12 protein-coding genes and 1 riboswitch are annotated in these 12,026 nt (G+C 71.7%); of the genes, 11 read left to right on the top strand and 1 reads right to left on the bottom strand.

The window, feature by feature from the left end:
* Positions 1 to 7: 7 nt before the first annotated feature.
* The 10 genes from BLT23_RS18050 to cobA all read left to right on the top strand — a co-directional run bounded on the left by BLT23_RS18050 (position 8) and on the right by cobA (position 10,408).
* Complete coding sequence (locus tag BLT23_RS18050) at positions 8 to 181, top strand: DUF397 domain-containing protein (protein WP_090050910.1); 174 nt, start codon at positions 8 to 10, stop codon at positions 179 to 181.
* 36 nt (positions 182 to 217) lie between these two features.
* A riboswitch (cobalamin riboswitch) is annotated at positions 218 to 352 on the top strand.
* 37 nt (positions 353 to 389) lie between these two features.
* Positions 390 to 2,300, top strand: coding sequence for a putative cobaltochelatase (locus tag BLT23_RS18045; RefSeq protein WP_090050907.1), 1,911 nt, complete (start codon positions 390 to 392; stop codon positions 2,298 to 2,300).
* Positions 2,301 to 2,313: 13 nt separating this feature from the next.
* Positions 2,314 to 2,928 (top strand): cob(I)yrinic acid a,c-diamide adenosyltransferase, encoded by a 615-nt coding sequence (gene cobO, locus BLT23_RS18040; protein WP_090050905.1) that lies wholly within the window; start codon positions 2,314 to 2,316, stop codon positions 2,926 to 2,928.
* A complete protein-coding gene (locus tag BLT23_RS18035) occupies positions 2,925 to 4,301 on the top strand; it encodes a cobyrinic acid a,c-diamide synthase CobB (RefSeq protein WP_090051199.1) in 1,377 nt (458 codons plus the stop codon). The genes cobO and BLT23_RS18035 overlap by 4 nt, the downstream gene beginning before the upstream one ends.
* Positions 4,302 to 4,331: 30 nt before the next feature.
* A complete protein-coding gene (locus tag BLT23_RS18030) occupies positions 4,332 to 5,381 on the top strand; it encodes a cobalt-precorrin-4/precorrin-4 C(11)-methyltransferase (RefSeq protein WP_090050902.1) in 1,050 nt (349 codons plus the stop codon).
* The gene (locus BLT23_RS18025) at positions 5,381 to 6,208 is read left to right on the top strand and encodes a hypothetical protein (protein WP_090050900.1); all 828 of its coding nucleotides are present in this window, start codon (positions 5,381 to 5,383) and stop codon (positions 6,206 to 6,208) included. The genes BLT23_RS18030 and BLT23_RS18025 overlap by 1 nt, the downstream gene beginning before the upstream one ends.
* On the top strand, positions 6,205 to 7,461 hold the full coding sequence (locus BLT23_RS18020; RefSeq protein ID WP_090050898.1) for a cobalamin biosynthesis protein: 1,257 nt from the start codon (positions 6,205 to 6,207) through the stop codon (positions 7,459 to 7,461). The genes BLT23_RS18025 and BLT23_RS18020 overlap by 4 nt, the downstream gene beginning before the upstream one ends.
* A 135-nt stretch (positions 7,462 to 7,596) precedes the next feature.
* Positions 7,597 to 8,373 carry a S1 family peptidase gene (locus BLT23_RS18015; RefSeq protein ID WP_090050895.1) on the top strand — a complete coding sequence of 259 codons (777 nt, stop codon included), beginning with the start codon at positions 7,597 to 7,599 and terminating at the stop codon, positions 8,371 to 8,373.
* Between the two features lie 45 nt (positions 8,374 to 8,418).
* On the top strand, positions 8,419 to 9,135 hold the full coding sequence (locus BLT23_RS18010) for a PIG-L deacetylase family protein (RefSeq protein WP_090050893.1): 717 nt from the start codon (positions 8,419 to 8,421) through the stop codon (positions 9,133 to 9,135).
* 52 nt (positions 9,136 to 9,187) lie between these two features.
* Positions 9,188 to 10,408, top strand: coding sequence for a uroporphyrinogen-III C-methyltransferase (gene cobA, locus BLT23_RS18005; RefSeq protein WP_090050890.1), 1,221 nt, complete (start codon positions 9,188 to 9,190; stop codon positions 10,406 to 10,408).
* 7 nt (positions 10,409 to 10,415) lie between these two features.
* Here the strand turns inward: cobA and BLT23_RS18000 are convergent, their stop codons facing one another.
* A complete protein-coding gene (locus BLT23_RS18000) occupies positions 10,416 to 10,985 on the bottom strand; it encodes an MmpS family transport accessory protein (RefSeq protein WP_090050887.1) in 570 nt (189 codons plus the stop codon).
* Between the two features lie 193 nt (positions 10,986 to 11,178).
* Between BLT23_RS18000 and yaaA the strand changes: the two genes are divergently transcribed.
* Complete coding sequence (yaaA, locus tag BLT23_RS17995) at positions 11,179 to 11,907, top strand: peroxide stress protein YaaA (RefSeq protein ID WP_090050884.1); 729 nt, start codon at positions 11,179 to 11,181, stop codon at positions 11,905 to 11,907.
* The last annotated feature ends 119 nt before the right edge of the window (positions 11,908 to 12,026 follow it).

Here is a 12,026-nt window from a genome sequence, read left to right as displayed (position 1 = left end):
AGCACGGATGACTCCCCAGTGGCGTAAGTCGAGCTACAGCGGCGGCAACGGTCAGTGTGTCGAAGTGGCGTGGCACGGCGCGGTTCGTGACTCGAAGAACCCGGAGGGGCCGCGTCTGGACGTCGGCCGTCCGGCGCTGACCGCGTTCCTGACCGCCGTCAGGTCCCGCACGCTTTCCTGACGCGAAGGCGATGTCGCTCACCTGGCTGTTGGTCAGGTGAGCGCGGGGTGCGACGATGCCGTTGCTGTGAGGGGAGCGCGAGGAAGCCGGTGGGAATCCGGCGCCGTCCCGCGACTGTGACCGGTTCGCGAGAACCGGGAGTCAGGAACTCGTCCCCCCTCTTACTCACCGACCACGGGCGTGGACACCCGAGGAAGGACTTCACCGCATGTACCCCTTTTCGGCTGTCGTCGGACATGACGACCTCCGGCTGGCCCTGCTGCTGAACGCCGTGCACCCCGGCATCGGGGGCGTTCTCGTCCGAGGCGAGAAGGGGACCGCGAAGTCGACCATCGTGCGTGCCCTCGCCGCGTTGCTGCCGGAGCTGGACGTCTCGAAGGGCTGCCGGTTCGGCTGTGCGCCTGGCACAGGCGACTGCCCGGACGCGCCGCACGACGGAGTTGAGCGCAGGCCCGCGCGGTTGGTCGAGTTGCCCGTCGGGGCCACGGAGGACCGGCTGGTCGGGTCGCTCGACCTGGAGAAGGCGCTGACGGAGGGCGTGCGGGCGTTCCAGCCCGGGTTGCTGGCCGCGGCGCATCGGGGCGTGCTCTACGTCGACGAGGTCAACCTGCTGCACGACCACCTGGTGGACCTGCTGCTCGACGCGGCGGCGATGGGGCGTGCGCACGTCGAGCGCGAGGGTGTGTCGGTGTCGCACCCGTCGCAGTTCTTGCTGGTCGGCACCATGAACCCCGAGGAGGGGGAGCTGCGGCCCCAGCTGCTCGACCGGTTCGGGCTGACGGTGTCGGTGAAGGCGTCGCGGGACGTCGGTGTGCGCACCGAGGTGATCCGGCGGCGGCTGGGCTACGAGGCCGATCCGGTGGGGTTCGCGGCGAGGTGGGCCGGGCAGGACGCGGCGCTGAAGCAGCGGATCGCGGACGCGCGGGGAAGGTTGCCGCGAGTGTCCCTTCCGGATGGTGAGGTGCGCAGGATCGCCGCTGTCTGCGCGGCTTTCGAGGTCGACGGCATGCGGGCGGACCTCGTCGTGGCTCGTGCCGCCACCGCCCACGCGGCCTGGCGGGGCGCGGACGCCGTGGAGGAGCAGGACGTCGAGTCCGCGGTCCGGCTCGCCCTGCCGCACCGGCGCCGCCGCGACCCGTTCGACGAGCCCGGGATCGAGGAGCAGCAGCTCGAAGACGCCATGCGGCAGGCGGCCGAGCACGCCGAGGACCCGGAACCGGACGACGGACCGGACGACGACGGGCCCGGTGGCGGGGAGCTGCCCGAACCGCAGGAAGGTCCGCGCGGCAACGGGAACGCGCCCGCCGACCGTCCGGCGCCGGAGCCCTCGCCCGCGTTCAAGGCGCGCGTGCTGGAGGTCCCCGGGGTCGGGGAAGGCGCGCCCGGCAAGCGTTCCAGGGCCCGCGCGAAGACCGGCAGGGTCGTTCGATCGTCCACAGTGGATGGACACGGATTGCATCTGGTCGACACGCTCGCCACCGCCGCGCCGCACCAGAAGGCACGCGGGCGCAGAGGGCCCGGACTCGTGCTGGCCGGAAGTGACCTGCGCAGGGCCGTCCGGGAGGGCAAGGAGTCGAACCTCGTCCTGTTCGTGGTCGACGCATCGGGCTCGATGGCCGCGCAGAAGCGGATGTCGGCCGTCAGCGGCGCGGTGATCTCGCTGCTGCGCGACGCCTACCAGCGCCGGGACAAGGTCGGTGTCGTCACGTTCCGCGGCAACCAGGCCGAGGTCGCCCTGCCGCCGACCACCTCCGTGGACGCGGCGGCGACCAGGCTCAGGAAGATGCGCACCGGAGGCCGCACGCCGCTCGCGGACGGCCTGCTCAAGGCGCACAAGGTCCTGGAGGTCGAACGGCTCCGCGACCCGCGCAAGCGCCCGCTCGTCGTCCTGCTCACCGACGGCCGTGCCACGTCGTCCGGCCTGGGCGGTGATCCCGCGAAGGACGCCATCAAGGCCGCCGGCCTGCTGGAACAGACCGCCGTCGTGGTCGTCGACTGCGAACAGGGCCACGTCCGGCTCGGCCTGGCGCAGAAGGTCGCCGACGCGTTGTGCGGCACCTGCGTGCGGCTCGACCAGCTGAGCGCCGACCACCTCGCCGGCGTCGTCCGGGCAGCGTGAAGGGGAGATCGTCATGCCGCAGGGACAACCGGTCGAGGTGCCGAAGGACGGCCTGACCACCCGGCAGCGCCGCAACCGGCCGCTGCTGATGCTGCACACCGGTGAGATGAAGGGGAAGTCGACGTCGGCGTTCGGGATGGCGCTGCGCGGCTGGAACCAGGGCTGGGACATCGGCGTGTTCCAGTTCGTGAAGTCCGCCAAGTGGAAGGTGGGCGAGGAGTCCGCGTTCCGCGCCCTCGGACGGCTGCACGACGAGACCGGCGAGGGTGGCGCCGTCGAGTGGCACAAGATGGGCGAGGGCTGGTCCTGGACCCGCAAGCAGGGCACCGAGGACGACCACGCCGCAGCCGCGCGCGAGGGCTGGGCGGAGATCGCCCGCCGCCTCGCCGCCGAACGCCACGGCCTCTACGTGCTGGACGAGTTCACCTACCCGCTGCACTGGGGCTGGATCGACGTCGACGAGGTCGTGGACACCCTCACGAACCGTCCTGGCCACCAGCACGTCGTCATCACCGGCCGGTACGCGCCGGAGAAGCTCGTCGGAGCCGCCGACCTCGTCGTGGAGATGACCAAGGTCAAGCACCCGATGGACGCCGGGCAGAAGGGCCAGCGGGGGATCGAGTGGTGAACCGGCTCGTCGTCGCGGCCCCGGCCTCCGGCAGCGGCAAGACGACGGTCGCGACGGGACTGATGGCCGCGTTGCGCGGGGCGGGGTCGCGGGTCGCGCCGTTCAAGGTCGGGCCCGACTACATCGACCCCGGCTACCACTCGCTCGCCACCGGCAGGCCCGGCCGCAACCTCGACCCGGTGCTGGTCGGCGAGGACCGCGTCCCCGGCCTGTTCGCGCACGGCGCCAAGGGCTGCGACATCGCCGTGGTTGAGGGCGTGATGGGCCTGTTCGACGGTCGCGTCGGCACCGCGGGCATCGGCTCCACCGCGCACGTCGCCAAGCTGGTCAACGCTCCCGTGCTGTTCGTCGTGGACGCTCGCGGGCAGAGCCGGTCGCTCGCCGCGTTGCTGCACGGCTTCCGCGGCTACGACCCCACGGTCCGGCTCGGCGGCGTGATCCTCAACCAGGTCGGGTCCGAGCGGCACGAACAGGTGCTGCGGTCGGCGTGCGACGAGGTCGGGCTCGACGTGCTCGGCGTGCTGCCGCGCGACCCGCGGTTCTCCCTGCCGTCACGGCACCTCGGCCTCGTGACGGCCGCCGAGCACGGTGCGGAGGCCGTCGCCGCTGTCGACGCCATCGCTGCCGCTGTCGCAGCGCACGTCGATCTCGACGCGGTGCGCGCTCTTGCGTCGTCGGTGCCGTCGATGGCCGTCGCCGCGTGGGAACCCGAGGTCGAGCGCGTCCGGGACGAGCCGGTGATCGCGGTGGCGGGAGGTGCGGCGTTCACCTTCGGCTACGCGGAGCACGTCGAGGTGCTGGAGGCGGCGGGCGCGGCGGTGGCCGTCGTCGACCCGTTGCGCGACGAGGACCTCCCGGCGGGCACAGCGGGGCTGGTGCTGCCGGGCGGGTTCCCCGAACAGCACGCGGAAGCGTTGTCGCGCAACGAGAAGCTGCGTGCCGCAATCGGCGGGTTCGCGCGGTCGGGTGCGCCGGTCCACGCGGAGTGCGGCGGGCTGCTCTACCTCGCGCGCTCGCTCGACGGCCACCCGATGTGCGGGGTGCTCGACGCCGACGGGGTCATGACGCCGAAGCTGACGCTGGGCTACCGGGACGCCGTGGCGTCCGCGGGCTCACCGCTGCACCTGCCGGGCAGCCGCGTGACGGGCCACGAGTTCCACCGCACCCGGCTGTCCGTCCCGCACTCGGACCCGCCCGCGTGGCACTGGCGCGGTGCCGACTCGCGGCCGGTGGCGGAAGGCTTCGTGACAGGGGGCGTGCACGCGTCGTACCTGCACACGCACCCGGCGGGCGACCCGGAGGCGGTGGCCCGTTTCGTGCGCGCCTGCCACCCGTTCGTGGCCGGATCGGCAGGCGGTACGGTCATCGCCTAAGCCTCTCGCCGAAACCCCTGTGGAGCTGTCGTGACGACGACCGGTCGGGTCTCCTTCGTCGGCGCCGGTCCCGGTGCCGCCGACCTCATCACCCTCCGCGGCGCTCGCCGCATCGCGGAGGCCGACGTCGTCATCTGGGCTCCCAGCGCGGTGGAGGCCGAGTGCGTGCGCGAGCACGCCCGCTCCGAGGCCGAGCTGGTCGACTTCTCCCGCGTGACGCAGGAGGAGATCACCGACCTGTACCGCCGTGCCGCCGCGGCCCGGCAGAAGGTCGTGCGCCTGCACGCGGGCGACGCGGCGACCGGCGGCGGTGTCCAGGACCAGCACGACCTGTGCCTGCGGCTCGGTCTCGACGTCGAGGTGGTGCCGGGCGTGTCCGTCGTCGCCGCCGCTGCCGCCAAGATCGGCAGGGAGATCACCACGACCACGGCGTCCTCCGCCGTCCTGATCGCGCCGGAGAGCAGCGAGCAGGTCCGCGAGTTCGCCGCCTTGCAGACGACGATGGCCGCGACGGTCTCCGGCGCGCGCACCGGCCAGTTCGTCGAGAAACTGCTGGAAGGCGGCTACACCGCCGAGACGCCGGTCGTGGTGGCGTACAAGGTGAGCCAGGCCGACGAGGTGCTCGTGCACACCACGGTCGGTGAGCTGGAGTCGGTGGTGAAGCAGCACAAGCTGTACCGCCCCACGCTGTTCCTGGTCGGCGAGGCGGTGAAGCCGCCGACGCGGCGCGTCTCGGCCTCGGCCACCACGTCCGTCGAGGAGCCGCTCCGCGCCGCCCGCCCCACCCGCTGGTCGCGCCGGGCCGCCTCGCGCCTCGCGACCCGCACGGACGAGCCGATCCCCGCGCCGCTTCCCGTGCCGGCGGGCGCACCGGCGGAGTCCAATCCGGCGTGGACGGCGGTCGAGGGGATACAGCAGTCGGTGCGCAAGCCGGCCGAGGAATCGGGAGCCAAGCCGAAGCTGACCGTCGTCGCGGCCGAGAAGCCCAAGCCGCCCACGGTCCGCGCCTCCACGTCCGACCCCAAGGCGTCGGGCCAGAAGAAGTCCCGCAAGGCCGCCAAGCGCACCCCCGGTAACTGATGTCCGCCGCCGTGGAGAAGCTGCGCGAGGCGGCCGGGCGTCCCGTCGAGGTCGTCGACGCGGCGGACGGTCTGCGTCCGGCGCTGAACGTGTGCCGTGCCCGTTCCGCCGTCGTCGTGCGGCTGGCCGAGGGCATCGGTCCCGCCGAGATCGGCGCGGGCATCGCGGGCTGGCGCCGCACGCTGCTCGTCGCGGACGGCGAGGAGCTGGTCCCCATCGACCCGAAGGACGCGGTCACCCGCCGCTGGACGGCGCCCGAGGCCGTGCTGTGCCTGGCCGATAACGAGTTCCTGCGCTCCAACGACGGCTGGGCGTTGCCGGACGACGCGTTCGCGAGCCGCACCCACGTCCTGGGCGCCGAGGTCCGCGCGTTCGTGCTGGCCCGCCTGGCGCCGCGGCCCGGCGTGCTGGTGTGGGACGTGCTGGCCGGGTCCGGTGCCGTGGGTGTGGAGTGCGCCCGGCTGGGTGCCGCGGTGATCGCGGTCGAGCCCGATCCGGTGCAGTGCGTGCGGATCATCGCGAACGCCTCCGCGCACGGCGTGGACGTCCGCGTCGAGGAGTCCGAACCGGACCCGTCCGCGCTGCCGCGCCCGGATGCCGTGTTCGTCGGCCGCGGGGACCTGGCGGCGGTCAAGTCGAGCGCGGCCGTGTCCGCCAAGCGCGTGGTCGTCGCGACGGAGAGCGTGGACGAGATCGTGCCCGCCCGCGACGCGTTGCAGGCCGCGGGCTACGAGGTGGAGGGCGTGCACTGGACCGCGTCCCGCCTGCTCGACTCGGGGTTCGCCCCGGCCGTCCCGGTGACCGTGCTGTGGGGAACCAAGAAGTGATCGGTGTGTTCGCGGGACCGGCGGACCGCGGTGACGCCGCCGACCTCGCCGGTCTCCTCGGCCCGGACGCCGTCGTCCCGGACGGTCCCGTCAAGATCGCGGCCTCGAACCTGTGGAGCCGCCTCGACGCGGCCGTGTTCTTCCTGGACGCGGGATCGGTCGTGCGGCTGATCGCGCCACTGGTGCGCGGCAAGGACTCCGACCCGGCCGTGGTGTGCGTGGACCGGCGGTTCGCCGTCGCGCTCGCCGGTGACGCGGCGGCCCTGACCCGCCAGGTCGCCGACGCGCTGAACCTCGCCCCCGTCGTCACCGGCGGCCCGTCGGTCGACTCGGTGCTGGACGACCTGGCCGAGCAGCTCGACGCCAGGGTGGAGGGCGACGTCGCGGCGTGCGTCGAGGCCATCGAGGCGGGCGAGAAGGTGGTGCTGCGCAACCCGTTGAGCTTCCCGCTGCCCGCGCTGCCGCCGAACGTGGTGGCCGACGGCGAGAACGCGACGTGGGTGATCGTCGTCGACGACCGGGCCGCCGCGGCGAAGAAGAACGTGCTGCGGATCGTGCCGCGCACGCTCGTCGTCGGCGTGGGGTCGACGCGCGGTGCGTCCGCCACGAGCATCGGCGCGGCACTGTCGGAACTGGACGCTCAGGGCGGGCTCGACCTGCGCGCCATCAAGGCGTTCGCGACCCTGGACGCCAAGGCGGACGAGCCCGGCATCGTGGACGCGGTGGAGGACTGGGGTTTCTGGCACGGCGACACCGCCGACCTGCTGACGTTCCCGACCGAGGAGCTCGCGGAGATCGGGGTGCCGAACCCGAGCTCGGTGGTGCGCAACTCGATGGGCACGGCCAGCGTCGCGGAAGCGGCGGCGTTGCGCGGCGCACGGCAGATCGGCGGCGGCGCACCGGTCGAGCTGGCCGCCGAGAAGTTCAAGCGGGACAAGGTGACGGTGGCCGCGGCGCGGGTGCTGCCGCGCGGCCGGCTCGCGCTGGTCGGCCTCGGTCCCGGCCCCGCGGAGGAACGCACGCCCCGCGCGGAGGCCGAGATCCGGCGGGCCGCGTTCGTCGTCGGCACACCGGAGGCGATCGAGGCGGTCACGCCGATTCTGCGCTCCGGCACGGAGATCCGTCACGGGGGCGCGACCGAACTGGCCGCGAGCGGCGCGGCGGTCGCGTTCGTCGCTTTCGGGGCCGGTCCGACGCTGGACCTGCCGGTTAACGCGGACGTAATCGTCGTGCCCGGTGTCGGGGACGGCTGAGTCAACCGTCAAGCGGGACTTGTCCGACGAAAGTCGGTTATGCCGCCGATTCACCCCCGGTGACGCTGTGTGCGTCAGTGCTCCACACCCTGCACTTCTCCGCACCGTCCAGCGTCCTCGGGAAGGACTGGCAACATGGCGAAAACCCTGCATCGCCTGATCGTGTCCGTCGTGGTGTCCGCGCTCGCGAGCATCTTCTTCGTCGCTCCCGCCGCCAACGCCGACGACGTCTCGCCGATGATCGTCGGCGGCACGCGCGCGAGCACCTCGACGTACCCCTGGGTCGTCTACCTGGCCTCCACCTCCGGCTCGCAGTTCTGCGGCGGCACGCTCGTGAAGACCAACAAGGTCGTCACCGCCGCCCACTGCGTGAAGGGCAGCTCGGCCTCCAGCGTGCGCGTCGTGCACGGCCGTGACGACAAGCAGAGCACCGCGGGCACGGTCGCGTCCGTGACCAGGATCTGGGTGCACCCGAGCTACACCACCGCGACCGCGGGCTACGACGTGGCCGTGCTGACCCTCGACCGCAACATCAGCTCGGCGACCCTGCCGCTCGCCACCCCGTCGGACACCTCGCTCTACGCGGCGGGCAACTCGGCGCTCATCCTCGGCTGGGGCACCACGTCCTCCGGCGGGTCGGCCTCGCGCTACCTGCTCAAGGCCAACGTGCCGCTGACCTCCGACGCCACCTGCAAGTCGGCGTACTCGCAGTACAGCAACACGTCCATGGTGTGCGCGGGCTTCCCGCAGGGCGGCGTGGACGCCTGCCAGGGCGACTCCGGTGGCCCGCTGGTCTACGGCGGCAAGCTGATCGGTGACACCTCCTGGGGCCGTGGCTGCGCGGCCGCGGGCTACCCCGGCGTGTACGGCCGCATCGCGCCGTACTACTCGGTCATCAACGCCCAGCTGTAAGCGCTCGTTGTTGCAGGGTGCGTGCTCTGCGCGCACCCTGCACGCATGTCTGATCTCGAAGCTATGCCGGAGGACTGGTCGAGCGCTCTCGTCGTCGTCGCCCACCCCGATGACATGGAGTACGGCGGTGCGGGCGCCATCGCGCGTTGGACCGCGCAGGGCAAGAAGATCGCCTACCTGCTCGCGTGCCGTGGTGAGGCCGGCATCGACACGATGGACCCTGAGGTCTGCGGTCCGTTGCGCGTGCAGGAACAGATCGAGTCGTGCGCGGTCGTCGGCGTGACGGACGTCGAGTTCCTGGATCACCCGGACGGCCTCATCGAGTACGGGGTCCCGTTGCGGCGCGACATCGCGGGCGCGATCCGCCGGCACCGCCCGGAAGTCGTGATCACCGGTAACTTCCGGGAAACCTGGCCCGGTGGCGGCGGCCTGAACATGGCCGACCACATCGCCGTCGGACGTGCCACCGTCGACGCCGTGCGCGACGCGGGCAACCGGTGGCTCTTCCAGGATCTGGGACAGGAGAAGTGGGACGGCGTGAAGTACGTGGCGGCGGCGTCCTCGCCCTTGGCGACGCACGCCGTGGACATCACCGCCTCGTTCGACGCTTCGGTGGCGTCACTACGCGCCCACAAGGCGTATCTGGAGGCGCTGAGCGGCGACATGGCCGACCCCGAGACGTTCCTGCGGACGATGGCCGAGGCGGTGGGCAAACGGTACGGCGGAGTTCTGGCCACGTCGTTCGAGCTGTTGCCGCTGTGACCATGTTCCCTTCCGGCTGGACACGGCCGGTCCCGTGTGGATGCTTCTACCCATGCCCTTCGAACAGCACTACCTGGCCGGTCTCGACCTGAAGGGCCGGCGCGTCCTCGTGGTCGGCGGTGGCACCGTCGCGCAACGCAGGCTGCCCCGCCTGATCGCGTCCGGCGCGGCCGTCGACCTCGTGTCGCCGTCCGTCACCCCCGCCGTGCAGGGCATGGTCGACGCGGGGGAGCTGACGTGGCACCAGCGCCGCTTCCAGGCCGGTGACGTCGAAGGCGCCTGGTACGTCGTCGCGTGCACGTCCGACGTCGAGGTGAACGCGCAGATCGGCGAAGAGGCACTCGCGCAGCGCGTGTTCTGCGTGCGCGCGGACATCGCCGTCGAAGGCACGGCCGTCACCCCCGCCACCGGCACGCACGACGGCATGCTGCTCGGCGTCCTGGCAGGCGGCGAACACCGCCGTTCCGCCTCGGTGCGCGACGGCCTGGTGGCCGCCCTGCGCGACGGCCGCATCGCCGACCAGGCGGCCCCACCCGTGGGCGTGGCCCTCGTCGGCGGCGGCCCCGGCGACCCCGAGCTGATCACCGTGCAGGGCAAGCGCTTGCTGGCCCACGCCGACGTGGTGGTGGCCGACCGCCTGGCCCCCCGCGAGCTGCTGGAGGAACTGCCCGCGCACGTCGAGGTCGTGGACGCGGCGAAGATTCCCTACGGCCGCGCGGCCACGCAGGACTTCATCAACCAGACCCTCGTCGACCGCGCCAAGGAGGGCAAGTTCGTCGTCCGCCTGAAGGGCGGCGACCCGTACGTCTTCGGCCGCGGCTTCGAGGAGCTGCTGGCGTGCGCCGAGGCGGGCATCCCGGTCACCGTGGTGCCCGGCGTGACGTCCGCGTTCGGCGTGCCCGCCCTCGCCGGTGTCCCCGTGACGCACCGAGGGGTGGCCCACGAGGTGGTCGTCGTCTCCGGCCACGTCGCCCCCGACGACCCGCGCTCACTCGTGGACTGGCCCGCCATCGCACGCCTGCAGGGCACCGTCGTGCTGATGATGGCCGTCGAACGCGCCGGTGCGTTCGCTTCGGCTCTGATGGAGGGCCGTCCTGGGTCCACGCCCGTGGCCGTCGTGCAGGAGGGCAGCACCTCGGCGCAGCGGGTGCTGCGGTCCACTCTGGAGTCCTTGGACGCCGACATGAAGGAGCACGCGATCCGCCCGCCCGCGATCATCGTGGTGGGGCCGGTGGCGGGCATCGGAGGCCAGGCGTCCGAAGTGGACGGTTGAGCTCCGGTCACCTGCCGAGGGTGCCGATGTTCTCGTTGATGCTCAGCATGGCGTACTGACCGGAGGACTTGCCCTCCTTGACGACAGTGCCGTCCACGGTGATCTTCCCGGCGATCTCCGTGGTGCCCTGCCCTGCCTGCACGATCATCGACACCATCTGCAGCGCCTCGCCGGTCGGCAGCTCGATCGTCTTCGACCAGGGGAGCTGGACGTCGCCCTCCTGCTGGGTGGAGGTCATGCCGTCGGTCGTGTAGGTGATCGACATGGCCTGGCCCGCGCCGGTCACCTCGTACACCACGGTCTTCTTGGCCGCCGGTTGCGCGGCGGCGGGCGCGGTCTGCTGAGCATCACCCGTGGCGTTGCCCGCGGTGCTGTTCTCGTCGGAGTCGTTGCGACTGGAGTTGATCGCCATCGCGACGATCAGCACGGCGATTATGCCCAGCACCCAAGGCCACTTCCTGGCCTTTTTCTTCGGCGGCTGAGGCATGTACTGCGGCGCGTACTGCGGAACCTGGCCGGGCGGCATCTGCTGCTGAAACTGCTGGCCAGGATCATGAGGTGACTGCGGGTAGGACATGACGACAGCTCCCGACCGTTTTTCGGGCTGGAATGGAAACTGCTTGTGTCTCGCCTGTCGGCGATGATGATTAAGGTGTTACCGGTATCCCTCGAAAGAGTTAACGGGCGCGGTGAACCCGAGCAGGAAAAGGAAGGTCCACCCCGTGGTCGCCGCGACGGCCGGTGGGTGGCCTTGCCTTACGCTTGCGGGCGTGCTGGTGCTGCTTCCCCCGTCGGAGACCAAGGCGATCGGCGGCGAGGGCGCGCCGCTCGACCTCGACGCGCTGTCGTTCCCCGAGCTCAACCCCGTGCGCGACAAGCTCGTGTCCGCGCTGGCCGACCTCGCGAAGGACGTCCCCGCGAGCCTCAAAGCGCTCGACATCTCCGAACGGCAAGTCGACGAGGTGCATCGCAACGCGGCGCTGCGCACGTCGGAGACGACGCCCGCGTTGCTGCGCTACACCGGCGTGCTCTACGACAACCTCGACTTCCCGTCGCTGAAGAAGGTCGAGAAGGAGCGGGCCTTCCGGCGGCTCGCCGTCGCGTCGGCGCTGTTCGGGGTCGTGCGTGGTGGTGATCCTGTGCCCGCGTATCGGTTGTCGGGCGGTAGTGCGCTCCCGTCGTTGGGCAGTCTGCGCACGGTGTGGAAGCCGTCGCTCGAACCTGTGCTCCGTGAGGCGGACGAGTTCGTCGTCGACCTGCGGTCCGGCGCCTACTCCAGCCTTGCGAAGGTTCCGCACGCCGTCGTCGTCCGGGTGGTCACCACCGAGGGCAAGGTCGTCAGCCACTTCAACAAGGCGCACAAGGGGCTGCTCGCCCGTGCCATCGCGACCGCGAGCGCCGAGCCCGGTGACCTGAAAGGGCTGGTCAAGCTCGCGAAGAAGGCCGGGCTGACGATGGTCGTGACCGGGGAGAAGACCGCGGACCTGATCACCGGTTAATTCGGTTGCGGACCGGCGGGCGGTCCGGGGAGACTTCGCTCGCCGAAGTACGGCGTGAGGGATCGAGGAGGTGCGTGATGTCAGAGCCTGTCATTGGACGTGGCACCGCATTTGCGACC

It is taken from the genome of Lentzea fradiae, assembly GCF_900100955.1.
Classification (GTDB): Bacteria; Actinomycetota; Actinomycetes; order Mycobacteriales; family Pseudonocardiaceae; genus Lentzea; species Lentzea fradiae.
Note: the sequence above shows the minus strand (reverse complement) of the source record. Positions and strands in the feature narration are given on the sequence as shown.